This is a genomic window from Macrococcoides bohemicum, assembly GCF_016865215.1.
Taxonomy (GTDB): Bacteria; Bacillota; Bacilli; order Staphylococcales; family Staphylococcaceae; genus Macrococcoides; species Macrococcoides bohemicum.
Genome location: NZ_CP054482.1, coordinates 822,545 through 848,930 on the forward strand (window position 1 = coordinate 822,545; position 26,386 = coordinate 848,930).

Annotated in this window: 25 protein-coding genes and 1 pseudogene; 18 read left to right on the forward strand and 8 right to left on the reverse strand. The window is 33.2% G+C overall.

Going from position 1 to position 26,386, the window contains the following annotated elements; translation table 11 throughout:
* Positions 1-53: 53 nt before the first annotated feature.
* A pseudogene (locus tag HT586_RS04310) lies at positions 54-602 on the forward strand (recombinase family protein); the annotation flags it as partial.
* Positions 603-806: 204 nt separating this feature from the next.
* Here HT586_RS04310 and HT586_RS04315 read toward each other — a convergent pair.
* Together HT586_RS04315 and HT586_RS04320 are read right to left on the reverse strand one after the other, a co-directional pair.
* On the reverse strand, positions 807-995 hold the full coding sequence (locus HT586_RS04315; RefSeq protein WP_198337171.1) for a PTS glucose transporter subunit IIA: 189 nt from the start codon (positions 993-995) through the stop codon (positions 807-809).
* A gap of 26 nt (positions 996-1,021) precedes the next feature.
* Positions 1,022-1,366 carry a glucose PTS transporter subunit EIIB gene (locus HT586_RS04320; protein WP_096077005.1) on the reverse strand — a complete coding sequence of 115 codons (345 nt, stop codon included), beginning with the start codon at positions 1,364-1,366 and terminating at the stop codon, positions 1,022-1,024.
* A 186-nt stretch (positions 1,367-1,552) separates the two neighbouring features.
* Between HT586_RS04320 and HT586_RS04330 the strand changes: the two genes are divergently transcribed.
* Positions 1,553-2,080: a helix-turn-helix domain-containing protein gene (locus HT586_RS04330; RefSeq protein WP_086039228.1), complete on the forward strand. Its 528-nt coding sequence runs from the start codon at positions 1,553-1,555 to the stop codon at positions 2,078-2,080.
* Positions 2,081-2,091: 11 nt separating this feature from the next.
* Positions 2,092-2,955 (forward strand): IS3 family transposase, encoded by an 864-nt coding sequence (locus tag HT586_RS04335; protein WP_232779643.1) that lies wholly within the window; start codon positions 2,092-2,094, stop codon positions 2,953-2,955.
* A gap of 42 nt (positions 2,956-2,997) precedes the next feature.
* Here HT586_RS04335 and HT586_RS04340 read toward each other — a convergent pair whose 3' ends face one another.
* On the reverse strand, positions 2,998-4,317 hold the full coding sequence (locus tag HT586_RS04340) for a CoA-disulfide reductase (protein WP_111745903.1): 1,320 nt from the start codon (positions 4,315-4,317) through the stop codon (positions 2,998-3,000).
* A gap of 11 nt (positions 4,318-4,328) precedes the next feature.
* Positions 4,329-5,138, reverse strand: a complete 810-nt coding sequence (locus HT586_RS04345; protein WP_096077001.1) for a Cof-type HAD-IIB family hydrolase — start codon at positions 5,136-5,138, stop codon at positions 4,329-4,331.
* A gap of 96 nt (positions 5,139-5,234) precedes the next feature.
* On the opposite strand from HT586_RS04345, the gene HT586_RS04350 reads away from it, so the two are divergent.
* Entirely contained in the window at positions 5,235-5,543 is a 309-nt protein-coding gene (locus HT586_RS04350; protein ID WP_096077000.1) for a metal-sulfur cluster assembly factor, read from the forward strand.
* Positions 5,544-5,572: 29 nt separating this feature from the next.
* On the opposite strand, the gene HT586_RS04355 is transcribed toward HT586_RS04350, so the two are convergent.
* Complete coding sequence (locus HT586_RS04355) at positions 5,573-6,268, reverse strand: Crp/Fnr family transcriptional regulator (protein ID WP_203546363.1); 696 nt, start codon at positions 6,266-6,268, stop codon at positions 5,573-5,575.
* A 174-nt stretch (positions 6,269-6,442) separates the two neighbouring features.
* Here HT586_RS04355 and clpB point away from each other — a divergent pair, with 174 nt between their 5' ends.
* Positions 6,443-9,025, forward strand: coding sequence for an ATP-dependent chaperone ClpB (gene clpB / locus HT586_RS04360; RefSeq protein ID WP_203546364.1), 2,583 nt, complete (start codon positions 6,443-6,445; stop codon positions 9,023-9,025).
* A 27-nt stretch (positions 9,026-9,052) separates the two neighbouring features.
* Here clpB and HT586_RS04365 read toward each other — a convergent pair whose 3' ends face one another.
* Positions 9,053-9,247 (reverse strand): YjzD family protein, encoded by a 195-nt coding sequence (locus HT586_RS04365; RefSeq protein WP_096076997.1) that lies wholly within the window; start codon positions 9,245-9,247, stop codon positions 9,053-9,055.
* A gap of 88 nt (positions 9,248-9,335) precedes the next feature.
* On the opposite strand from HT586_RS04365, the gene HT586_RS04370 reads away from it, so the two are divergent.
* The 4 genes from HT586_RS04370 (at position 9,336) to HT586_RS04385 (ending at position 13,595) form a co-directional block, all read left to right on the forward strand.
* The gene (locus HT586_RS04370; RefSeq protein ID WP_203546365.1) at positions 9,336-10,343 is read left to right on the forward strand and encodes a BMP family ABC transporter substrate-binding protein; all 1,008 of its coding nucleotides are present in this window, start codon (positions 9,336-9,338) and stop codon (positions 10,341-10,343) included.
* Between the two features lie 79 nt (positions 10,344-10,422).
* On the forward strand, positions 10,423-11,376 hold the full coding sequence (locus tag HT586_RS04375) for a beta-ketoacyl-ACP synthase III (protein ID WP_203546366.1): 954 nt from the start codon (positions 10,423-10,425) through the stop codon (positions 11,374-11,376).
* Positions 11,376-12,611, forward strand: a complete 1,236-nt coding sequence (gene fabF / locus HT586_RS04380; RefSeq protein WP_133353562.1) for a beta-ketoacyl-ACP synthase II — start codon at positions 11,376-11,378, stop codon at positions 12,609-12,611. The genes HT586_RS04375 and fabF overlap by 1 nt, the downstream gene beginning before the upstream one ends.
* Positions 12,612-12,692: 81 nt before the next feature.
* Positions 12,693-13,595 (forward strand): nuclease-related domain-containing protein, encoded by a 903-nt coding sequence (locus HT586_RS04385; protein ID WP_203546367.1) that lies wholly within the window; start codon positions 12,693-12,695, stop codon positions 13,593-13,595.
* A 220-nt stretch (positions 13,596-13,815) separates the two neighbouring features.
* Here HT586_RS04385 and HT586_RS04390 read toward each other — a convergent pair whose 3' ends face one another.
* The gene (locus HT586_RS04390; protein ID WP_203546368.1) at positions 13,816-14,178 is read right to left on the reverse strand and encodes a DUF3899 domain-containing protein; all 363 of its coding nucleotides are present in this window, start codon (positions 14,176-14,178) and stop codon (positions 13,816-13,818) included.
* A 318-nt stretch (positions 14,179-14,496) separates the two neighbouring features.
* On the opposite strand from HT586_RS04390, the gene HT586_RS04395 reads away from it, so the two are divergent.
* The 6 genes from HT586_RS04395 to HT586_RS04420 all read left to right on the forward strand — a co-directional run bounded on the left by HT586_RS04395 (position 14,497) and on the right by HT586_RS04420 (position 22,589).
* Positions 14,497-16,134: a peptide ABC transporter substrate-binding protein gene (locus tag HT586_RS04395; RefSeq protein WP_203546369.1), complete on the forward strand. Its 1,638-nt coding sequence runs from the start codon at positions 14,497-14,499 to the stop codon at positions 16,132-16,134.
* A gap of 155 nt (positions 16,135-16,289) precedes the next feature.
* The gene (gene opp3b, locus HT586_RS04400; RefSeq protein WP_203546370.1) at positions 16,290-17,216 is read left to right on the forward strand and encodes an oligopeptide ABC transporter permease; all 927 of its coding nucleotides are present in this window, start codon (positions 16,290-16,292) and stop codon (positions 17,214-17,216) included.
* Positions 17,216-18,274, forward strand: coding sequence for an oligopeptide ABC transporter permease (gene opp3C / locus HT586_RS04405; RefSeq protein ID WP_203546371.1), 1,059 nt, complete (start codon positions 17,216-17,218; stop codon positions 18,272-18,274). The genes opp3b and opp3C overlap by 1 nt, the downstream gene beginning before the upstream one ends.
* Before the next feature lie 14 nt (positions 18,275-18,288).
* Positions 18,289-19,362, forward strand: a complete 1,074-nt coding sequence (locus HT586_RS04410) for an ABC transporter ATP-binding protein (RefSeq protein ID WP_203546372.1) — start codon at positions 18,289-18,291, stop codon at positions 19,360-19,362.
* A 254-nt stretch (positions 19,363-19,616) separates the two neighbouring features.
* Complete coding sequence (locus tag HT586_RS04415) at positions 19,617-20,582, forward strand: ABC transporter ATP-binding protein (protein WP_203546539.1); 966 nt, start codon at positions 19,617-19,619, stop codon at positions 20,580-20,582.
* 339 nt (positions 20,583-20,921) lie between these two features.
* Positions 20,922-22,589, forward strand: a complete 1,668-nt coding sequence (locus HT586_RS04420) for a peptide ABC transporter substrate-binding protein (protein WP_203546373.1) — start codon at positions 20,922-20,924, stop codon at positions 22,587-22,589.
* A 49-nt stretch (positions 22,590-22,638) separates the two neighbouring features.
* Here HT586_RS04420 and trpS read toward each other — a convergent pair whose 3' ends face one another.
* Positions 22,639-23,631, reverse strand: coding sequence for a tryptophan--tRNA ligase (trpS, locus tag HT586_RS04425; RefSeq protein WP_203546374.1), 993 nt, complete (start codon positions 23,629-23,631; stop codon positions 22,639-22,641).
* Positions 23,632-24,107: 476 nt separating this feature from the next.
* Between trpS and spxA the strand changes: the two genes are divergently transcribed.
* The 3 genes from spxA to HT586_RS04440 all read left to right on the forward strand — a co-directional run bounded on the left by spxA (position 24,108) and on the right by HT586_RS04440 (position 26,384).
* Complete coding sequence (gene spxA, locus HT586_RS04430; RefSeq protein WP_096076985.1) at positions 24,108-24,503, forward strand: transcriptional regulator SpxA; 396 nt, start codon at positions 24,108-24,110, stop codon at positions 24,501-24,503.
* 143 nt (positions 24,504-24,646) lie between these two features.
* The gene (mecA, locus tag HT586_RS04435; RefSeq protein WP_203546375.1) at positions 24,647-25,315 is read left to right on the forward strand and encodes an adaptor protein MecA; all 669 of its coding nucleotides are present in this window, start codon (positions 24,647-24,649) and stop codon (positions 25,313-25,315) included.
* 76 nt (positions 25,316-25,391) lie between these two features.
* Complete coding sequence (locus HT586_RS04440; protein WP_203546376.1) at positions 25,392-26,384, forward strand: competence protein CoiA; 993 nt, start codon at positions 25,392-25,394, stop codon at positions 26,382-26,384.
* Positions 26,385-26,386 lie beyond the last annotated feature (2 nt).

Genomic DNA, 26,386 nt, shown 5'->3' on the forward strand with positions numbered 1-26,386 from the left:
GAATCTTTAACCACCATTTATGATACAATAAAATCAAAAAAAGGATGAGTTTTATGAATGGATATATATATGGCTATGCTAGAGTGAGTACACGATCACAAGAGTTAAACCGACAACTAGATTTACTCAATGAACAAAATTGCAATGAGATCCTTACTGAAAAAATGACTGGAACAAAATCCGATCGGCCTCAGCTGAACCGACTAAAAGATAAGATACGCCCTGGAGACACAGTTATAGTGGAAAGTTTCTCGCGTCTAGGTCGTAGTACTAAAGATTTAATTGATCTCGTTACTTACTTTGAAGAGCATAAAGTGAAGCTTGTAAGTCTGAAAGAAAACTTCGATACTAGTACACCCCAAGGACGCTTAATGATGACCGTTTTCCAAGCATTCAGTCAGTTTGAGCGTGATTTGATTGTAGAGCGTACGAAAGAAGGTTTAAAAAGCGCGCGGGCTAGAGGTAGAAAAGGTGGTCGCCCACGCGTTAATCAACGAGATATTGAAAGAGCAGTGAAACTATATGACAGTCAGGAATATAGTGTAAAAGAAATTACGGAAATGACTGGTATTAGTAAAGCTACACTCTATCGATATTTAAAATAGTAAAAAAAAAAAGCATTTTAAGGCAGTTTCGAATCTCCGAGTGGATGACTCTCCACGAAACAGTCTTAAAATGCGTTTTAGTTTATTCGATTCTACAGATATTATATAACTCAATTGTATTCTTTACGTATATCTACATCTTTATACCAATCTAAATGAGGAGCCAGTTCTAACTCTGGCATATCAGGGTATCCTGACCCTCTAAATGCTTCTACCACTAATCGGTGAATATACCTCTTTTATATTAGGTCTAATAGCAAAACCATCCCCTAACATTTTCTGAGAAAACACATCATCTTTCACCTCTGTAATTGGAACAAATACCCCTGTATTTATGCTATGTAGGGTTAATTGGTTCGTCTTCTTTTTAAATTTTTTAAATAAATTCACACTTTATCTTCCCTTCAAAGAAACAATTACTCCATTTCTAGTAATTCTCTCATTTCTGTCTTATAGACTGCTGCTTTATTACCATAAATAATTTGAATACCAGATGGAACATTAACAACACCATTTGCCCCTAGTTTTTCCGTGAAATGAGTACTTGATTCAACTTTACTTGGCTCTTTTAAAGTTATTCTCAAACGTGTAAAACAAGCATCTACTTTTTCAATATTATCTTTACCACCGACAGCAACAATGATCGCTTCTAAAAGCTCTTTAGAATCTGTAGTATTTTCAACAGTACCAGAAATAACAACATCCTCTACTTCTCTACCTGGAGTTTTTAAATTCCATTTAATAATAGCAAATTTAAAAATAAAATAATATAAACAAAAAGGTTCTGTTGCAAAGTTTTAAATAAAGAATAAAATCCCTTACGGTATCTATGATTTAAGCTGGGATTCCCAATAATACCTTGATTTCAGTACAGACCGAAAACCCGAAGAGAGTGCCTTCTTTTGAAGTGCACCCCTAAAGTTGAACCTTAAAATTCAACTTTAGGGGTGTTTATTTTGAATAAAAAGCATGATCTTGATTTTAAATTAAAACTAATCAAAGAATATAAAGAAGGAAATATTGGTTATGATTCATTAAGTAACAAATATGATATCGATCCTTCACAACTAAAAACATGGACTTACCAATTTGATACCTTCGGTATTGACGGTCTTATATCCAGTATGACCAGAAAGAAATATTCAACAGATGAAAAATTAAGAATCATTCAGTATAGAATTACTAATCAACTTTCATATAAAGAAACTGCTAGAATCTTTGATATTACTAACCCTACTTTAATAGCTCAGTGGCAGATGAAATACAATCAATATGGTATCCTAGGTTTAGAATCAAAACCGAAGGGTCGTGCGTCTAAAACTATGAAAAATAAAAAGGTTGATAACACTAGTTTAAACGAAAGTGAACGACAAGAATTAATACGCTTACGTGAGGAAAACAGGAGATTAGAAATCGCAATTGCTCTCGAAAAAAAGTTACAATCCTTAGCTCGAAAAAATCAAACAAAGAAATAGTAGCTGCTATTATTGAGTTAAGGAATGAATCTAACTATAAGTTAAAAGAAATATTATCAGTAGCTATGATAGCGAAAAGTGTATACCATTATTGGAAATTACGACTTAGTGTCACTAAACATAAAGACAATTATTTAATTACTTTGATTAAAGAAATCATTAACAAACATAAAAATAGGATAGGTTATCGTACAGTAACCGACGAACTAAGAGAGTTAGGTTTTGTAGTTAACCATAAAAAAGTTCTTAGAATAATGAGAGAAAATAATTTACTTTGTACAAAGTTTAAGCATAGAAATAGAACATATAAGTCGTACAAAGGGAAAGTTGGCAAAACAGCTAAGAATAAATTGAATCGTAGATTCGTAACTAATCGCCCATATCAAAAATTACTTACTGATGTAACACAATTCAACATTAAAAATGGAACTAAGCTATATCTGTCAACAATTTTTGATGTATGTTCGAAAGAGATTATTTCTTATTCAATTAGTAAGCGTCCAACATTGGAATTCGTTATGGAATCATTGTTAAAAGCAATTAATGTAATTCCAGACCTTCCCTATAGAACTACAATCCATTCCGATCAAGGGTGGCAATATCAGCATAAATCTTGGGTACAATCTTTGAAAAAGAATAGAATTATTCAAAGCATGTCTAGAAAAGGTAATTGTCTTGATAATTCTCCGATGGAGAATTTCTTTGGTATTTTAAAACAAGAAATGTTTTATGGAGAAACATTTGATTCTTATGATGAACTAGAAGAGGAGATTATTGACTATATGGAGTATTATAATTTAGTCAGAAAGAAGAGAAAATTAAAAAGCAAGACTCCTGTAGAATACAGAAATCTTGCTTTAATGAAAGTAGCTTAATAAAAAGTTCAACTTTTTGGGTTCACTACAAATGCGGTTTTTTTATTTTTGTTCTGCTTTATAGCCGAGCATATTGATAATATCTTTTGGACTACTATATACGGGGCTATATGCGATTTCGATATCTTTAAATTCATCTATCGTCAAATTTCCGATCATAGCTGTAGCTATTATATCGATGCGTTTATCTACACCGACTCTTCCAAAGGCTGAAGCGCGTAATATTTTGCGAGATTTCTTATCGTAATAGACATTGATTGAAATTTGTTCTACACCTGGCATATAACCAGCATGATGCTTTTGTGTTTGTTGAACAATTTCATATTCGAAGTTATCCAGCATATTCGGTGTAATACCCACACTTGCAAATGTAAAATCAAATAATCTAATGATATTTGTACCTAGTAATCCTTTAAACTGTACAGACTGGGATTTTACTATATTATGCGCAATAATGTTTGCCGCACGATGCGCACCCCAGGCAAGTGCTATTTGAGCTGGATAATCAACATGTCGATATTTCGTCTGGATAGCATCACCTAAAGCATAGATATAAGAGATATTCGTTTCAAAATATTCATTAACTTTAATATGTCCGCTATCTGTTAATTTTATGCCACTAGACTGTATAAATTGTGTATTGGGTTTAATGCCAAGCGCTGTAATAATCATATCAAAATTAAATTCGCGACCTGATTTTAGATGCACAGTTTTGCCTTCTAGCGTATCTACTTCATCATTTAATAATAATTCTACACCGTTAGCTTCAAGTATTTCTGGTATATGTTTTGTCATATCTGCATCGACAGATTTAAGTAGATGTGAACTGCGATGTAACAATGTAATATTTATGCCGCGATTTTTTAAATTTTCGATGACTTCTAAACCGATGTATCCTCCACCGATGATCAGAATATTTTTCACATTTTCAGAAGTAATAAACCTTTCGATCTTATCAGTATCTTCTAAATTACGGAGCGTAAATACATGATTTCCTTGTAGTACTGGTAATTTAATTTGAGTTGCACCAGGTGATAAGATTAAATAATCAAATGTATCAGTAAAAGTACGATCATTTTTAATATCTTTAACAACAATCTCCTTATTTTCAGCTGATACTGAAACAACTTTATGATATGTTTTCACAGTAATTGATTTATTCGTCTTAAATGAAGATTCAGTTGCAGCAATCAGCTTATTGCGAGGTGCAACTTCACCACCTAAATAATAAGGTAAACCACAGTTGGCAAAACTCATATCACGATCTTTTTCATATACAGTAATTTCTGCGTCACTTAATCTTCTGAGTTGAGAGGCTACAGTAGCACCGCCTGCTACTGCGCCTATAACAATAACCTTCATATTTAAAGCCTCTATTCTATATTAAAATAACGTGCTAAGTATTTTCCGATACCGTCTTCGTTGTTTGAATCGGTAATATCATCTGCAATTTCTTTTAAATCATTAATCGCATTACCCATTGCAACACCGGTATTCACAAATTGAATCATTTCATGATCATTATCTTCATCACCAAAAGCAATTGTATTTTCTCTTTTAATGTTAAGATAATCTAGTGCAATTTGAACACCGACAGCTTTATTAATGCCATTTTTAACAATTTCAATAATCGGGAAAGGAGCACCCCATCGTCTATGTTCTAAATGCTCAGCATAAACATCATCCAGATGTTTATATATATTAGGTATTTCTTTCTCTTCAGCCTGAATGAGTATTGAAGTAGGTGGTTCTTTAATACTATCTAAAAGATTGCCGACCTCAATTAACGGGTTACCCATACTAAAACCTTCAAATAAATATGCATCATGATAATGAAGATAAACATGATCTTTTACTTCTGCGACGATATTCTGAATATTTAAGTGTGGAATCTTTTCGAATATTTCACGTGCCACTTTAAAGTCTAAAGGTTGATGAAAAGTTTCAAAGTTCATATCTGTAGGATGGTGGACGAAAGCACCATTAAAATTAACGATTGGTGTTGTTAATCCAAGTTCTGTATAATATATCTGGCTTGCACGATATGGTCGTCCCGTTGAAATCATAAAATGATGACCTAAAGCCTGTACTTTCTTTATTATTTCTTTTGTATAGGGTGTAATCTGTTGATTGCTATTGAGTAAAGTACCGTCTAAATCGAGGCAAATGAGATGTTGTTCCAAAGTAAAAACTCCTTTAATCAGTATGAAAATTTATTAATTTGAAATATGACTGATATTTGTTATATTAAGATTATAACAAAGAATGAGGTGATATGAATGGAAGAAGCAATGAAAGATAGTATTATGGGTGCATTAGAAAATGTAATTGACCCAGAATTAGGTATAGATATCGTAAATTTAGGATTAGTTTATCACGTTGATATGGATGATGATGGATTAGTAAATGTAGATATGACATTAACATCGATGGGATGTCCGATGGGACCTCAAATTATCGATCAGGTTAAAACTGCTCTAGGAGAATTACCAGAAGTAAAAGATATTGAAGTAAATATCGTCTGGAATCCAGTGTGGTCAAAAGACATGATGAGCCGTTACGCTAAAATAGCATTAGGTGTAAGCTAAAAAAAAGAGACATATTCATGTCTCTTTTTTTATTCTATCTTACATATATTGATTGGACAATTTTCACAATTAATCTGATCTTTTAAATAGTCAATATGTTTTATAGTAATTCGTTTACCTTGAGTTGTTATGATATTTTTTGACTTCAACTCGCTGATAATTCGGTTGACTCCTTCACGTGTTGTACCCCCAAAGGTAGCTAACTCATTATTCGTCATATCAATATTAAGCTGGATGCCGTCATCAGTAGTGATGCCATAAGTATTCGATAGTCTTATTAGAGTCGAGTATACTGCACCTTTCTTACCCAATGTGTATAAATCTCTTAATTTATATTCCTGCTTAGCATTTTCATTTTGAATCCACAATAACCATTCGTAGTTTAATACTTCGTCATTTAATATAGCATTCTCAAACTGTTCAATATCAAGCTTATAAACAGAGACTTTTGTCTTTGTTTTAGCGAATAGAGAATGTTTTTTTAATCCGCAAAATAAGGTTGTAGAACCAAAGATATTTCTTGGGCCAAGTAATTTCATTGAAAATTCTTTACCATCTTCTAATACACGATGAATAACTACATTTCCACTTTTAATGACATATACTGCATTCGCAGGATCCTCTGCCTGATAAATATATTGATTTTGATCATATGTCTCAAGCTTTCCTTCTTCGGTTATATAATTAATTATACTCATTGCTTCATGGTATTCAGTATGTACCATTTGTATCACCCGTAACTTTATTAGATTTATTATATTATATCATACAAGAAATAATGATTTCTTATAAAATTATTACTTTGTGTTTGATTCGAGGTGGATAATTTGTTTTTTATATGAAATGGTTTTATAATGATATTATAGTCAAAGATAGTCAAACTTTTTTGAGGTGATTTCATGAATATAGAAAAGATGACATATAACGTACAGGCTGCCTTAGAGTATGCTCAAAATGACGCAGTAGAAGAAAAACTACAGGCGATTGAAGTAGAAAATCTAATGAAACATTTTGTATTGCAAAGTGACAGCATGTTAAATACTGTATTTGAACGCAGTAATTTAGATATTAAAGCATATGAAAGAATTTTAAATGAAGCGTTAACAAAAATACCCCGAGTAGAGGGTAATATCCAATATGGACAATATTTAAGCAATGGAATTAATCAGTTACTGAATGCATCAGAAAAAAAGATGGATGAAATGGATGATCATTATATTTCTGTAGAACATATTATTTTGGCTGCAATTGAAACGCATGAACCTACAAGATTGTTTGTCGGTAATAAAGCTGAAGTAATACAAGAAATTATTAATCAGATTAGAGGGGGAAACCACGTGACGACACAAAATCCGGAAGTTCAATATGAAGTATTAAAGAAATATGGACGTGATTTAGTAGAGGAAGTAAGAAACGGAAAAATGGATCCGGTTATCGGTCGCGATGAAGAAGTGCGTAATACGATTCGTATATTAAGCCGTAAAACAAAAAATAATCCGATTTTAATTGGTGAACCAGGTGTAGGGAAAACAGCAATTGTAGAAGGATTAGCACAACGTATTGTAAAAAAAGATGTGCCTGATGCATTACTAGATAAAACGATATTTGAACTTGATTTATCAGCACTTGTTGCAGGCGCAAAATTCCGTGGCGAATTTGAAGAACGTTTAAAAGCAGTGTTGAAAGAGGTAAAAGAATCAGACGGTAAAATTTTATTATTCATCGACGAAATCCATATGTTAGTTGGTGCAGGTAAAACAGATGGTGCCATGGATGCAGGTAATATGTTAAAGCCAATGCTCGCGCGTGGGGAGTTACATTGTATCGGTGCAACAACTTTAAATGAATACCGTCAATATATTGAAAAGGATTCAGCTTTAGAACGTCGCTTTCAGAAAGTTAATGTAGCTGAACCAGATTTAGAAGATACAATCTCTATTTTACGTGGTTTAAAGGAACGTTATGAAGTGCATCATGGTGTAAGAATTCAGGATACAGCACTTGTAGCAGCAGCTGAGTTATCAGACCGTTATATTACAGATAGATTCTTACCAGACAAAGCGATTGATCTTGTAGACCAGGCATGTGCTACGATTCGTACTGAAATGGGCTCAAATCCAACTGAACTTGATGCAGTGAATCGTCGTGTGTTACAACTTGAGATTGAAGAAAAAGCATTGAAAAATGAAACAGATAGTAAGAGTCAAAGCCGTTTATCTGAACTACAACGTGAACTTGCAGATGAGAAAGAGAAACAGCAGACTTTACAGGCACGTGTTGAGAAAGAAAAATCTCAAATTAGCGTCGTACAGGAAAAACGAGCTGAGCTTGATAAATATCGTACAGCGCTTGAAGAAGCTCAAAGTAACTACGATTTAGGTAAAGCATCTGAATTACAATATGGTAAGATACCGCAAGTTGAGAAAGAATTAGCTGATCTAGAAGATAGTTTAATTGAAGAAACGAAAGGCACTGACCGTTTAATTCGAGAAGTCGTTACTGAAGAAGAAATTGGCTACATTGTGTCTCAGTGGACAGGGATTCCGGTTAGTAAACTTGTAGAAACTGAAAAAGAGAAATTATTAAAATTATCTGAGATTCTACATGAACGTGTAGTTGGTCAGGATGAAGCTGTTGATTTAGTAGCAGATGCAGTTGTCCGTGCACGTGCAGGAATTAAAGATCCTAATCGTCCTATCGGTAGCTTCTTATTCTTAGGACCAACGGGGGTCGGTAAAACTGAACTTGCTAAAACGTTAGCCAGCACTTTATTCGATTCTGAAAAACATATGGTACGTATCGATATGAGTGAATATATGGAGAAACATGCTGTGTCACGTTTGATTGGTGCACCTCCTGGCTATGTTGGTCACGAAGAAGGTGGACAATTAACGGAAGCAGTTCGAAGAAATCCTTATACTGTGCTTTTATTAGATGAAATTGAAAAAGCACATAGCGATGTATTTAATGTATTATTACAGTTATTAGATGAAGGCCGTTTAACAGATTCTAAAGGAAGAATCGTTGATTTTAAAAATACAATCATCATTATGACAAGTAACATCGGATCACAATATTTATTAGACGGTATTGAAAATGATGAAATTACAGAAACAGCAAGAACAAATGTGATGGATGCATTACATTTACACTTTAAACCTGAAATATTAAACCGTATGGATGATATTGTATTATTTAAACCATTGAGTAGAAATGATATGACGTTTATTGTTGATAAAATAGTGCGTGAATTAAATACGCGTTTAGATAGTCGTGGTGTAAAAGTTGAATTAACGGATGAAATCAAGAAATGGATTGCCGACACAGCGTATGAGCCACAGTTTGGAGCAAGACCATTGAAACGATTCGTTCAAAAAGAAATCGAAACACCGTTAGCAAGATTATTGATTAAAGAAGATTATTCAGAAGGCACAGTAATTAAAGTAGATCGCATTAATGATGAAGTTAAATTTATGGTATAAAAAAAACGAGACAGATGTCTCGTTTTTTTAATGCTCTTCGTGTGCTGGAATAGGCTCATTCGGAATTACGTGTGCAATAATAATTGCTAAAATACCAAAAATTACACTAATAATTGTTGCGAATGGTAAGTTTAAGTCATTACCACCTACTAAACTCATTAAAACGAAGTTTGCCATTTGAACAAGAATAAATGCCCAAACGAATGTCATAATATATTGCATATGTTTATCCCCCATGAAAGATGTTATATTAATTATTATAAAAGAGTGTACGTAAATTGTATACCCCTGACGTTGAAAGGAACTAAAAATGAAAAAATTTCTTGTTTTTCTTGTAGTGCTTATAACGGTGCTTGGTACAATAGTTTATTATAAAATACCAAAATATCATGAAATAAATAGTGTTGGTTTTATTTTCCCGCAATCAATCAATGATCAGACTTGGGGAACAGAAGGATATAAGGCAGTATTAGACATTGTTCAGGATTATGATACAAACTTCTATATTCAGGAAAATATTGATGATGAAGAAAAAACTAAACTTGTACTGAATGAATTTCTTGATAGAGATGTTTCTATTATTTATGGGCAAGGATCTATGTATGAGAAAATTTTTAATGAATATGCAAAAAAATATCCTGATGTTCATTTTGTTTTTACAAATGGGAAAAGTAAACATAAAAATGTTTCTGCACTTAATGTCGAAGCATATAGTATGGGATTTTTTGCTGGGTACTTAGCCAGCCATGAATCAAAGACTCATAAAATTGGTGTAATAGGAGCTTTTGATTATCAGCCTGAAATTAAGGGATTTATGGATGGTGCATACAATGAAAATAAAAAGACTATCATTCAGGCTTCTTTTGTAAAGACGTGGGAGTATAATAATGATGTTGGTGTCATTACAAAGAAAATGATAGAAAATGATGTCGATGTATTTTATCCGGCTGCAGATGGTATTAATAGTGAAGTTATGGGGATTGTTAAAGATTATGATCGTAAAGCAATCGGATATATCACTGACCAGAGCTATCTAGGTGACTTTGTTCTGGCAAGTACTGAGCAGGATATTTCGAAGTTGTATCAGGATATTGCAAGAGAATACTCGGAAGGTAGACTAATAGGTGGAACAAAATATCATGGCATGAAAGATAATATTACTAGCCTACATGGTTATTCGCCATTGGTTACATCAAGTACAATTGAAAAAATGGATAAACTGATTGAGGAATATAAGAAAACAGGTAAACTACCAAACGGTAAAAAAGCACCTGAAAATAACGTGAATGTATATCTCGAAAGTGATACTGAAAAATAAAGGACTTCTATTTGAAGTTCTTAATTTTTTATGTTAAATTAGTACCAGATACTAAAAGTAGATATAAGAGGTGCATCACATGAATGTAGGTATAAAAGGAATCGGGGTTTATATCCCTGAAAAAATAGTAACCAATGAACATTTTGAAAGTTACTTGGATACTTCAGATGAATGGATTTCAAAAATGACAGGTATAAAAGAAAGAAGATTTGCAAGAGGTGATCAGGATGTAAGTGATTTAGCATTCATTGCATGTGAAAATGCAATCAAAAATGCTAAAATAAATAAAGAAGATATAGATATGGTTATTGTAGCAACTGCAACAGGCGATCATAAATTCCCTTCTGTAGCAACGATGCTTCAGGATAAACTTGGATTAAGAAATGTTCCGGCAATGGATCAACTCGCAGCATGTACGGGATTTATCTATAGTTTAATTACGGCGGAACAATTCATTAAAACAGGATTGTGTAAAAATATTTTAGTAGTAGGCGCAGAAAAGTTAACTAAAATTGCAGATTTAAATGATCGTAATACAGCAATTTTATTTGGAGATGGGGCTGCAGCTGTCATTGTGAGTGAAGTTGCTGAAGGATATGGCTTCCTATCACATGAATGGGGAAGCGATGGTTCAGGCGGTAAATATTTATTTGATAATAAGGATACAGGATTACTCAAAATGAACGGTCGTGAAGTATTTAAATTTGCTGTACGTATTATGGGTGATGTTTCATTGAAGTCAGTTGAGAAAGCGGGTCTAAACTCAGAAGAAATTGATATGTTTATTCCACATCAGGCAAATATACGTATTATGGAATCAGCACGTGAACGTTTAGGGATACCTCCAGAGAAGATGAGTGTTACTGTTGATCGATATGGTAATACATCAGCAGCTAGCATACCACTTTCATTATTCCATGAATTAGAACAAGGGAAGATTAAGAACGGCTCTAAATTAGTTTTTGTTGGATTTGGTGGAGGTCTGACTTATGGTGCTATGACATTAATTTGGGGAGATAAGGAGAGAAAATAATGAAAAATAGAGTTGTAATTACTGGAATTGGTGCATTAAGCCCAATCGGTAATGATGCACATACTACATTTGAAAATGCTGTGAAAGGCGTTAACGGCATAGCGCCTATTACACGTATTGAGCATGATGATATGGCAGTGAAAGTAGCAGGTGAATTGAAGGATTTCAATATTGAAGATCATATGCCATTGAAAGAAGCACGTCGAATGGACCGATTTACGCAATATGCGGTAGTCGCAGCACGTGAAGCATTAAATGATTCGAAACTAGAAATTACTGATGATAATAGTGATCGTATTGGCGTTTGGATTGGATCGGGCATTGGTGGTATCGAGTCTTTTGAAACTGCACATCAAACTTTAGTTGATAAAGGACCAAGACGCGTTAGTCCGTTCTTTGTACCGATGTTAATTCCTGATATGGCTGCTGGACAAGTATCTATCGATTTAGGTGCAAAGGGACCAAATGGATGTACTGTTACAGCATGTGCAACAGGAACAAATTCTATCGGTGATGCTACCAGGATGATACAATATGGAGATGCAGATGTAATGATAGCAGGTGGTACTGAAGCACCAATCACACGTTTAAGTATCGCTGGTTTTACATCTAATCGTGCACTCAGTACAAATCCAGATCCAAAAACAGCATGTCGTCCATATCAGGAAGGACGTGATGGGTTTGTTATGGGTGAAGGTGCAGGTGTCGTCGTACTAGAAAATTTAGACCATGCATTAGCGCGAGGCGCTCATATATACGCAGAAGTTGTAGGTTACGGTAATAATGGAGATGCACATCATATTACAGCACCAGCACCGAATGGCGAAGGTGGAGTGCGTACGATGAAGATGGCACTTAAAGATGCTGGTATAGAAGCAGATAAAATCGACTATTTAAATGCACATGGTACGAGTACACCGATTGGTGATGAGTATGAAGCCTTAGCGATTCAGACAACATTCGGAGAACATGCAGAAAATCTATTAGTATCTTCGACAAAATCAATGACGGGTCATCTATTAGGTGCAACAGGTGCAATCGAAACAATTATTACAGCACTTTCTATTGAAACAGGAAAGATTGCACCAACGATCCATCAGGAGGATGAACATGCATTCGGACTGAATTTTGTACCGAATAAAAGTATTGAACGTGACATTGAATATGCGATGACAAACAGTTTAGGATTTGGTGGTCATAATGCAGTATTAATCTTAAAAAAATATAGTGAATAGGAAAAAGTGAGAAATTAATTTTTCTCACTTTTTTCTTGTGTTAACAAATGTTAATTTTTATAATTTGGATGAGGTGAATATATGTTTATTAAAGCACATCATCCAGACAGGTATTATCAATATTTACTTGCAATAGAAGATAGAATAACATTACAGGAAAATGATCGCATCAACCTATATAGATATAAGATGGGAGCAGCTGGAGAAAGAGCGTTTTACGAGTATTTGAAAAATATATTTGAAGGTATAAAAATATGGGATATTACTTTAGAAAATAACGGGTCATCACAATATGACTTTATTATAGTAGTTGATAAAGTGATCTATCATTTTGACGTTAAGAACTTTAGTGGTGTGTATACATATAACAATGATAACTTCATTAGTGAAAATGGACGGAACTATAAAAATATTATGGCACAACTCGATGCAGCACATGACAGATTAACTAGAATTGAGCATATTAACAATTGGGGATATAAAGTGGAAAGTAAAATAATATTTATTAATAAACAATTTTCTATTCGAAATTACGATGGTAATCCATTAATACTCTTTAATAATCAAATCGATAGTTTTATTCATCATTTATTAAAAAGTAAAACATATAAGAAAGATCTATACGTAGCAGAAAAACTTGTTGAATTAAATAATCCGAAAGCATTTGAAAGGATTTATTATTATCCGTTCGAAAAGATGAAATCAGGTCCACGTTGTCCAAAATGTCTGCAAATTAATAAGGTTGAAGTTTTGAACAAATATAAAACTGTATCATGTGCATGCGGACATACATATGAAAAATCTGAGATGCTGCAAAATATAATTGATGAACTCTTTCATATTAATCAAGGTATTATTAAGACTAAAGACGTGGTTTATTGGAGCGGCGTACCAGAGAGAAGTGTGCGAAGATTTTTAAAACAGAATTATCATTCTCAAGGGAGCAATAAAAATAGGAGTTATAAAAAGAATAATGGCCGATAAATCGAAAATATCGGCCATGAAATCTCAAAACTAGTTCAAATCCAAAAATGATGGCCGATAAACTAAGAATATCGGCCATGAAATCTCAAAACTAGTTCAAATCCCAGAATAATGGCCGATAAATCGAAAATATCGGTCATGAAATCCCAGAACTAGTCGAAATCCAAAAATGATGGCCGATAAACTAAAAATATCGGCCAACATCTTCATCAATAAAATTCTACACCATGCTATACATAGCAATTAAACTTATAATCACTAATCCAAGCGATACAAATAAAATCGGGTTAGTCCACATGTACTTTTCTTGTCTGATGCGCAATTTTTTATTGAAGTCTGGATCTTCATCCATTGTTTCTTTAATTCTTTTAGGTGCCATCATGTAATTAAACTTTCTAAAGGAATGGCCCATAATACTATATGCCCCGTCACTATACATCATCATAAATAATCCGATACATAACCCTATCATTGAAACGGTAAAGGTACCGTTTAAAAAATTTAATAAATTCAGTCCGCTAAATAATGCATAAATAATAGCTAAACCTGCTTCTATCGCAAAAATAATAATGTAATTTTTCACAATTATTCCTCCTATATTAACTTTATTTATTATATCCTTATTTTCATAAAATGCATATAAAATGTTATAAAAATGAATAATCATAATACAATATAATATAAAACTCGATTATTACGACAATACAACAATTTTTATATACAAAAATACGTATAAATATACCTTTCGTTTAACGCTTTAGTGCACTATATATGTATAAAAAGTATTGAAAATATTAAGAAAAATGTATAAAAAGTTATTGCTATTTATTTACTATAACATTTATAATAAAGTTAATCTTCTGAAAATTAACAGAGGCATTTTTAGAAATGGGGGAAAGATATGAAAAGACAGGTAAAATCTTTATTAGTTTTATTTTTAGCAATTACAATGGTACTTGCTGCATGTTCAGGTAAAAAAGGTGGTTCTGGTGATACTGCTGGTGGCGATGATAAAACATTACGTTTAGTTGCATCTAGTGATATTCCAACAATGGACTCATCTTTAGCAACAGATGCTGTTTCATTCAATGTATATAACCAAACGATTGAAGGTTTATATACATTAGATAAAGATGATAAAGCGGTTCCTGCAATTGCAAAAGGTGAACCAAAAATTTCAGCTGACGGTAAAAAATGGACAGTTGAATTACGCGATGATGCAAAATGGACAAATGGTGATTCAGTAACAGCAAAAGACTTCGTATTTGCATGGCAACGTGCATTAGATCCAAAAACAGCTGCAGAATATGCTTACATTATGTACGACTTAAAAAATGCAGAAGCAGTTAATACAGGAAAAATGAAAACTTCTGAATTAGGTGTTAAAGCAGTTAATGATACAACTTTAGAATTTGAATTAGAAAAATCTAAACCTTATTTCAAAGAATTGTTAGCATTCGGTACTTTCTTACCTCAAAATGAAAAATTCGTTAAAGAAAAAGGCGAAAAGTACGGAACTACAGAAAAAGATACATTATATAACGGTCCTTTCGTATTAAGCGAATGGAAAACGGAAGACAAATTTACTTTAACGAAAAATGATAAATACTATGATAAAGATAATGTAAAATTAGAAAAAATTACGTATAAAGTATTAAAAGACGCAAACTCAGGTGTTAACTTATATACAACTGGTAAAATTGACCGTGTAGGATTACCTGCAGAATTTATCGATAAATACAAAGATGATAAAAATTATTCTACAGAACTAGACGCTTCAACATTCTTCATTAGAATGAACCAAACAAAAAATAAAGATTTACAAAACAAAGATTTACGTATGGCTTTAGCAAAATCTATTGATAAAGAAAAATACGTTAAAAACAACTTAAATAATGGTTCTGTAGCAATTGACACATTAATGCCAAAAGAATTTGTTAAAGACGAAGCGGGTAAAGACTTTGTTGATGGTGTGAAATCTCCGTTAAATTACGATGCAAAAGCAGCTAAAGATTCTTTTGAAAAAGCGAAAAAAACTTTAGGTAAAGATAAGTTCACATTTGAATTTTTAACATTCGACCAAGAGTCTTCTAAGAAAGATGCTGAATACTTTAAAGAACAAATTGAATCTAATTTACCTGGTGTAACATTAAAAATTAAACAACAACCATTCAAACAAAAATTAGATTTAGAATCTAAAGGAAACTATGAATTATCATTAGGTGGTTGGGGTCCTGACTATCCAGACCCAATGACTTTCTTAGATATGTTTGTTACAGATGGGCCACATAACCAAACAGGCTGGTCTTCAAAAACGTATGACAAAGCAATTGATGAAGCGAATGGTCCTTTATTAACAGATGTAGAAAAACGTTGGACAACTTTACAAAATGCTGAAACTGAATTCTTAAATGAAGCAGTTATTATTCCAATCTATCAACGTGGTGGCGCATTCTTAACGCAACCATATGTGAAAAACATTGTTTCTCATAAATTTGCTGGAGATTATTCATTCAAAGAAACTGAAATTAAAAAATAGTATCTTGAAACCAATTTAGAAGGAAGGATATGCAACTTATATCCTTCTTTTTAAATAAATAAAAAAAGTTGTATGAATTATGAGAAAATTTAGTTATTATAGTATTAGAGCAAAAATTGATTTTGCGCTATATGATTATAAGGAGGAAGAAGTGCATGTTAAAATATACGATTAAACGAATTTCTTATATGCTTTTAACATTGTTCATTGTTACTACGGCTACGTTCTTCTTAATGAAATTAATGCCTGGTTCACCGTTCAACGATGAAAAGTTATCAGCTGAACAGAAAGCAATCGTGAATGAAAAATATGGATTAAATGATCCGGTTGGTGTGCAATATCTTAATTATTTGAAGAAGGCTGCAACAGGTGATTTCGGCGTTTCATTCCAATATGATAATAAAGATGTATTAGGATTAATTATCCCTCGTCTTGGACCATCTGCTGAAATTGGTCTTTATGCAATGATTATTGGTGTGACACTTGGTATTATTTTAGGCGTTATTGCAGCAGTAAAACAAAATACATGGGTAGATTACCTGGCCACTGTATTCTCTGTACTTGCTATCTCAGTCCCATCATTCGTTTTAGCCGTGTTATTACAATATTTCTTAGCTGTTAAAGTACAATGGTTCCCAGTTGCAGGTTGGGAAGGAATTAATTATGCAGTATTACCAGCCATTGCATTATCAGCGGGTGTTATCGCAACTATCGCACGATATATTCGTTCAGAAATGATTGAGGTTTTAAGTTCAGATTATATTACATTAGCACGTGCCAAAGGTAATTCAACTACAAAAGTATTATTTGGCCATGCATTACGGAATGCGTTGATTCCGATCATTACTTTAATTGGACCAATGACAGTAGGTATCTTAACAGGGGCGCTTACTATCGAAACGATATTCGGTATTCCTGGTCTTGGAGATCAATTCGTGCGTTCTATTCAAATGAATGACTATCCGGTTATTATGGCGCTTACAGTATTTATCTGTGCATTATTCGTAGCAGTATTATTTATCGTTGACATATTATACGGCATCATTGACCCACGTATCCGTGTACAAGGAGGTAAAGATTAATGGCAAAATTTAATGAAGTAGAAGAAAATGTTAATCATGCAAATTTAAATCAAAATTTAGCAACACCTCCTGGTTCATTTGTATTAGCAAATCGTGATGAAATCAATGAAGAAAAAATTGAACGTGAATCTAAGACATTCTGGCAGGATGCATGGTTACAATTAAAAGCTAACAAAGCAGCTATCCTTGGCTTAATCGGTTTAATTCTTTTAACATTAATGGCGTTTATCGGGCCGTTGATTAGTGGTCATACGTATCGTGCGCAAAACGTCGATCATTCTAACTTACCGCCAAAAATTATGGCGCTAAAGGATGTAGGATTCTTACCGTTCGATGGTAAAGATAAAGATGGTTTCGATGTTTATGAATCTAAGAATGTTAAAGAAGCATACTGGTTCGGGACAGATCAACTTGGTCGTGACATTTTCACACGTACTTGGAAAGGTACACAAGTTTCTATCTTTATTGGTGTTGTAGCAGCATTTTTAGATGTTGTTATCGGGATTACTTATGGATCTATTTCAGGTTTCTTTGGTGGCTGGGTAGATACATTGATGCAACGTATCATTGAGATTATTGCATCGATTCCTAACTTAATCATCATGATTTTATTCGTAATTATATTCGGCGGTAGTCTATGGACAATCATCTTAGCCATGTCACTTACCGGCTGGATTGGAATGAGCCGTATCGTACGTGGACAATTCTTAAAATTAAAAGGCCAGGAATATATTTTAGCATCAAGAACATTAGGTGCTTCAAACATGAGTTTAATCTTTAAACATATTTTACCGAACACATTAGGACCAATCATCGTAACAGCAATGTTCTCAATTCCTGGTGCGATTTTCTTCGAAGCATTCTTAAGCTTCATCGGTTTAGGTTTAGAGCCACCGATGACATCACTTGGGGCATTAGTAAATGATGGTCGTAAAATGTTATTGATTCACCCATATCAAATGTTTGTTCCATCTGCAGTATTATCATTATTAATCTTATGTTTCTATCTCTTTGGTGACGGTGTACGTGATGCATTTGATCCGAAAATGCGTAAATAAAGGAGGAAATTAGAATGGCAGAAAGAATTTTAGAAGTTAAAAATTTAAAAGTTTCCTTCGATATTAACGCGGGGGAAGTTCAGGCAGTACGTGGTGTTGATTTCCACTTAGATAAAGCAGAAACTTTAGCGATCGTTGGTGAATCTGGTTCAGGTAAATCAGTTACGACGAAAGCGATTATGAGGTTGTTACCATCACCACCTTCTCGTATTAAAGAAGGACAAATTTTATTCGATGGTAAAGATTTAGCAAAGTTATCAGAAAAAGAAATGCAGGAAGTGCGTGGAAAAGATATTTCAATGATCTTCCAGGATCCGATGACTTCATTAAACCCAACCATGAAAATTGGTAAGCAGGTAATGGAACCACTGATTAAACATCAAAAGTTATCAAAAGCAGAAGCTAAGGAACGTGCACTAGATATTTTACGTTTAGTAGGACTTCCGAATCCGGAAGGGCGCTTTAATAACTACCCTCACCAGTTCTCTGGTGGACAACGTCAACGTATCGTTATTGCAACGGCACTTGCATGTGACCCAAAAATTCTAATCGCCGATGAACCAACAACAGCACTTGACGTAACAATTCAGGCACAAATTTTAGAATTGATGAAAGATTTACAGAAGAAAATTGATACTTCAATTATCTTCATTACCCATGACTTAGGGGTAGTAGCAAACGTAGCAGATCGCGTTGCAGTAATGTATGGTGGACAAATCGTTGAAACAGGAACAGTAGATGAAATATTCTACAATCCTAAACATCCATACACTTGGGGATTATTATCATCTATGCCGAGTTTAGATACACATCAGGATACGGAATTAATCGCAATTCCTGGTACGCCACCAGATTTAATTAAACCGCCAGTCGGTGATGCTTTTGCACGACGTTCAGATTACGCATTACAAATTGACTTTGAACAGGAGCCACCTTGGTACCAGGTTTCAGATACGCATTTTGTGAAATCATGGTTGATGGATCCGCAGTCACCTAAAGTTGAACCACCTGAAATGGTTAAACAAAAGCTGCGCCCTATGCCTGGTGACTATGCAGAGCCAAAACGTGTTGAGGGGGTTAGCTTTTAATGAGAGACGATAAAGTGCATAACAATACGGATGGTCGTGTTAAAGTAATTGATGAGACAGGAAATACAGTAGAAGATGTTAAAGTTGAAAAAACTGTGAATCATACTTCAGAGCATCCTGCAGATCATACTGTAGAACATTCAATAGAAGATGGTCCGATTCAAGTAAGTGAAGATGAGATTGTTGAAGATGCATCACACTATAATGAAGCAGACTTAAATAAAACAAAACTTTCTGAAGCAGAAAGAAAAGCAGTGGGTTCAAAACCTTATGCTGAAGGAAAAACAAAATTAATCGAAGTAAAAAATTTAAAACAATATTTCAACGTTGGCAAGAAAAATGAAGTAAAAGCGATCGATGATATTACTTTTGATGTTTATCGCGGTGAAACGTTAGGTCTGGTAGGTGAGTCAGGTTGTGGTAAATCAACAACAGGACGTGCACTGATTAAATTATATGATGCGACTGGTGGAGAAGTTATCTTTGATGGGACTGATATTCAGTCGATTAAAAACAAAAAAGATTTATTAAAGTTTAATCGTCGCATGCAGATGATCTTCCAGGATCCTTATGCTTCACTTAACCCAAGACTTAAAGTTATGGATATTATTGCTGAAGGTATCGATATTCATAAACTTGCAAAGAATAAACAGGATCGTGCAAACCGTGTTTACGAGTTACTTGAGACTGTAGGTTTATCTAAAGAACATGCTAACCGTTATCCACATGAATTCTCAGGAGGACAACGTCAGCGTATCGGTATCGCACGTGCATTAGCAGTAGAACCAGAGTTTATTATTGCCGATGAACCAATCTCAGCGCTTGACGTATCTATTCAGGCGCAGGTTGTAAACTTAATGCAGAAATTACAGAATGAACGCGGAATAACATTCTTATTTATCGCCCATGATTTATCAATGGTTAAATACATTTCAGACCGTATTGGTGTAATGTATTTCGGTAAATTAGTTGAAGTAGGACCAGCGGATGCTATCTATAACAATCCACTTCATGAATATACGAAGTCATTGTTATCTGCAATTCCATTACCAGATCCTGAATCAGAGCGCACACGCGTACGTAAAACGTATAACCCCGATGTTCATGCGTATACTGCTGACGATGTATTAGAGTTACGTGAAGTTGCTCCAGATCATTACGTATATTGCTCACCTAAAGAATACGAAGCATTAAAGAAATCTTATAATCATAATTATTAATCATTTAAAGACATAGCGATGGAAATATCGCTATGTCTTTTTTTTTATGCAAAAATCTTTATAAATTTATAAAAAAATATAAAAAGGAAAAAATACACTTTATAAATGATAACAAAACATAAGAAAAATAACTTACCATTATTAAGGGATTCAGAAAGAAATTTAAAGTTATACTTAATAAAAGAATGTGAATAAATATAAAATAATAAAATATTCAAAAGAATTAAAAAATGTATAAAAAAAGTATTGCTATACCTTTGAATATAAAATATAATTAATACAAATCTTCTGAATATTCCAAACAGCAGATTGAATAATTTATATGTAGGGGGAAGTTGAATGAAAAAGAATTTTCAATGGTTTTTAGTTCTATTATTAGCTTTAACTGGTTTTGTCTCAGCTTGTTCAGGTGGCGGAGATAAGAAATCTAGTAGTGGCGGTGAAGATGGTGGTAAAAGTGATCAAGTATTAAATTTTGCGTCATCATCAGATATTCCATCTATGGATTCTTCATTAGCAACTGACCAAGTATCTTTCGATACTTTCAACCAGGTAATGGAAGGTCTTTATACTTTAGATAAAGACGATAAGGCTGTTCCGGGTGTCGCTGAAGGTGACCCTGAAAAGTCTAAAGACGGTAAAACATGGACAATCAAATTACGTGAAGATGCAAAATGGTCTAATGGTGACCCTGTAACAGCGAAAGACTTTGAATATGCATGGAAACGTACAATGGATCCTAAAACAGGTGCTGAATATGCATATATTATGGCGGATTTAAAAAATGCTAACAAAATCATGGAAGGTAAAGCGAAACCTGATGAGTTAGGTGTTAAAGCAATTGACGATAACACATTAGAAATTCAATTAGAAACTAACGTTCCTTACTTCCAGGAATTATTAGCATTCGGTACTTTCTTACCACAAAATGAAAAGTTCGTTAAAGAAAAAGGTGACAAGTACGGTACAACTAAAGACGATGCTTTATACAATGGTCCATTCGTATTAAATGAGTGGAACACTGAGAAAAACTACCAGTTAACGCCAAACAAAGAATACTGGGATAAAGATAAAGTAAAGTTAAAAGAAATTAACTACCAAATCGTTAAAGAAACACAAACTGCTTTAAACTTATACACTACTGGTAAAATCGATGCTGTAGGTTTAACAGCTGAAAACGTAGATAAGTACAAAAACGATGCGAAATACAAAGATCAATTCTCTACTGAATTAGATGCTTCTACTTACTTTGTACGTATCAACCAATCAAAAAACAAAGATTTACAAAACAAAAACTTACGTTTAGCTTTAGCGAAATCAATTGATAAAGATAAATACGTAAAAACTTTATTAAACAATGGATCAGTAGCAGTTGATACTTTAATGCCTAAAGAATTCGTTAAAGGTCCAGACGGTAAAGATTATATCGATGGTGTAAAATCTCCGTTAAACTATGATAAAGATGAAGCGAATAATTACTATGAAAAAGCGAAAAAAGAATTAGGTAAAGACAAGTTTAATTTTGAATTCTTAACATATGATGCAGATACATCTAAAAAAGATGCTGAATATATAAAAGAACAATTAGAAACTAATTTACCAGGTGTTACTTTAAAAATTAAGCAACAACCATTCAAACAAAAATTATCTTTAGAATCTAAAGGTAACTATGAATTATCATTTGCTGGTTGGGGTCCAGACTATCCAGACCCAATGACATTTATCGATATGTTCGTAACTGACGGTCCACATAACCAAATGGATTGGTCAAACAAAGAATTTGATAAATTAGTTAAAGATGCTAAAGGTCCATTATTAGCAGATCCAGAAAAACGCTGGACTTCTTTACAAGAAGCAGAAACATTATTCTTAGAAGATGCAGCTATCATTCCGATGTATCAACGTGGAACTGCACGTTTACGTCAACCATACATTAAAAACTATGTAACTCATAAATTTGCTGGAGATACGACTTTAAAAGAAGTTACTATCGAAGGTAAAAAATAGTTACAACTAAAAGAGCACTTCACTGAATTTCAGTGAAGTGCTCTTTTTTTTATTTTCTTTTTCTGCCTAGCCCCATTGCGTTCTCCATCTTTTTAAGCATTTTATTTGCTTTAAATGCGGCTTTTTCAGCACCACGGTCGAGTATTTCATCAAGTTCTGGTGAATTCATGTAGTATTCGTATGTTTCCTGGAAAGGTGTAATAAATGCTACTACAACATCTGCTAAATCTGATTTAAAGTCGCCATAACCTTTTCCTTCATATATAACTTCAAGTTCTTCAATCGTTTTATCTGAGAAGATTGAATAAATGCCTAACAAATTAGAAATGCCTGGTTTATTTTCTTTATCATATTTTACGATCCCTTCAGAATCAGTAACTGCACTTTTGATTTTTTTCGCTACAGTATTCGGTGGGTCAAGAAGAGAGATATATCCTTTCGTATTGCTATCAGATTTACTCATTTTTTTCGTAGGATCCTGTAAACTCATCACGCGTCCACCGACTTTAGGCATTCTAATTTCTGGAATCGTAAATATATCATTATATTTATTGTTAAATCGTTCAGCGAGGTCACGCGTTAATTCAAGATGTTGTTTCTGATCATCACCGACAGGAACGATATGTGTGCCATATAATAATATATCTGCAGCCATAAGTGGTGGATAAGTTAATAATCCTGCAGGAATACCTTCTTTACGATCCTTTGCCTTATCTTTAAATTGCGTCATACGTTCTAGTTCACCAATCGTTGAAATCGTTGTTAGCATCCATCCTGCCTGAGCATGAGCTGGGACTTCTGATTGGATGAAGAGCGTTACTTTCTCCGGATCTAATCCACTAGCAAGATAAAGTGCTGCCAGTGAGCGAATATTCTTTCGTAATGCTGCTTTGTCCTGAGGAACGGTAATCGCGTGTTGATCAACAATACAAAAGTAACAGTCGTAGTCATTTTGAATTTCAACAAATTGTTGTAATGCACCTATATAGTTTCCGATTGTAGGAACACCACTCGGTTGAATACCTGAAAATAATGTTTGCATATATAAAACTCCTTTTATAATAGTAAGTATATTGTACTATATAAAAGGATATAATAAATAAACAGATTTAATAAAAATTAGGATTAATTTAATATGTGACAAAAATGAAAACTTATGAAAACGTATTGTAATAAGGATTTATAAGGTGTATAGTGTAAGAGTAAATAATAAAATTTATGAGATTAACTTCAGTAATTAATGATTGAATGTTCAGATAATTATTTTCATTTTATTAGAGAATTCTCATTAAATTTTAATGTTCAGATAATATAATAATAATATCAGGTTAGAACAAACATCAATAGCATTTATCTTACATTTTGATTGCTTAATTTAATTGTATAATTATTTTTTAATTTATATCATTTGACAATGTTTAAGTTAACGCATAAAGGGTAAATATAATTAAGCGTTTAAGATAAATTATGCAAATAATAATCTAACTGATAAATAACACAATTAGGAGAGTGAGATGTATGGTAACATTATTTACTTCACCAAGTTGCACATCTTGCCGTAAAGCGAAAGCATGGTTACAAGAACATGACATTCCGTATACGGAGCGTAATATATTTTCAGAAAACTTATCAATCGATGAAATAAAAGCAATCTTAAGAATGACAGAAGATGGTACAGATGAAATCATCTCTACACGTTCAAAAACATTCCAAAAATTAAATGTCGATATCGACGCATTACCTTTACAGGAATTATATGAAATTATTCAAAAGAACCCTGGTTTATTACGTCGTCCAATCATCTTAGATGAAAAGCGTTTACAAGTTGGATACAATGAAGACGAAATCAGACGTTTCTTACCACGTAAAGTGCGTACGTTCCAATTATTGGAAGCACAACGTATGGTAGATTAATTTAAAATAACAGGCTGTCATAATTTGTTCACATGAATGAATTTGACAGCTTTTTTATGTATCACTTTAAGGTTAATTCATTGTGAGGATATACCCTTTAATGTACAATAGACTTACAATTCTATTGATAGGGGGAATAGACCATGAGAATTGAACGCGTAAATGACACTACATTAAAATTTTATTTAACATATGCAGATATAGAGGCTCGAGGATTTAAACGTGATGATTTATGGACGAACCGTAAAGCTGGTGAAGAATTCTTTTGGTCTATGATGGAAGAAATCAACGAAGAGGAAGAATTTTTTGTTGAAGGGCCATTATGGATACAAGTTCATGCATTTGATAAAGGTATTGAATTTGTTGTTACAAAAACTAAACAGGATGATGTTTTACATTTACCGGATGATGAATCACCTGAAAATCTTGAATATCAGGTGAACGATTTCTTAAGTAAATCAGTTCGGGATGAAAAAGAGTTACGTGATTTATTAATGAAAGCATCTGAAATAAATGATCTCGATAATGAATTTATTGCACACTTTGATAATCTAGAGCATGTTATCCAATTCGGTTATGATGATCATCTTGATATCGACATTGAAGACCTACTTTATATGCATGAAGGAAGATATTATTATTATGTACAGTTTGATGAACGTTTATCAGATGATGAAGTACATACATATGTTGCGCATATATTAGAGTATGCTGATGAATCCCGTATTTCTAAAGAACAACTTGAAGAGTATGGAAAAGTCGTGATGAGTCATAATGTGAAACATCAAGTACAAAAATATTTTAAATTGTAGTGATTTACAATATTTACACATTTGTAAAAAATACTTTTAGCACTTTCTACTATATATAAGTAGGAGGTGCTTTTTTATGCTTGTTGCTTTAAATGTTGCCGGAGAATTAATTGAGGCCAATCGTGCATTGCCGGGCCGATACACTTGTCCAATTTGTAATAAACCTGTTGTATTAAAAAAAGGAAAAGTTAAGTTATCGCATTTTGCACATCAAACTTTAAAAGATTGTTTTATGTATACATACAAAAAAGAAACAATCGCCCATATAGAAGGTAAATATGCTTTATATGATTTATTTGATCCTTCAACATGTTTTATGGAATATTATTTATCATCCATTGAGCAGATACCTGACTGTTATCACACTTCTTCTATAGCATTTGAACTACAGATGTCGGTAATCCCGATTTCTCACATTGCTGCGAGAACTTCTGGCTACAAATCAATTGGTGTGGATGTAATATGGATTACTAAATTTGAAGATATAAATATCAATGATACGAAAATGAAACTAACATACTTTCAAAAATCATTAATTCATTTAGCAAGTAATGTATTGTTTGCTTATCATACGCAGTTAAAATCATTTTTTGCCTTACAGATTACCCGTGTACTGAATCATAATGAATTTGAAATTAAAATTAGTAGGATTATGAATGGAGAAGTGATACTTTCAATAATTTCTGATAATCAGTTAAAAATAACACATCGTATATTAAGCAAGATAGAAACGAAAAAGCATATTCAAAATTGCTTAGCAAAAAAGTCAGTGCTGCAGCCCACATTAAGTGGACTTTATCAACTCAGGTTAGACCATAGAAATATACCAGAATACTTACGTATAGTAATACCTGAACAAATATATATAGATAAACATCCTATAGAATGGCAGGTTGAATTGATGGTGATGATTCACAATCAACAATTTGATTTTCAAAAATGGATGCATTGCTTAAAATTATCTGAACAAAGTAACTTAATGATATCGCCTCCAGAACTAGCTTTACACATCTTAAAAGTTTATCAGCATATATCAAATCAAATGCGTGCATTAATAACAGAAAAGTGAGA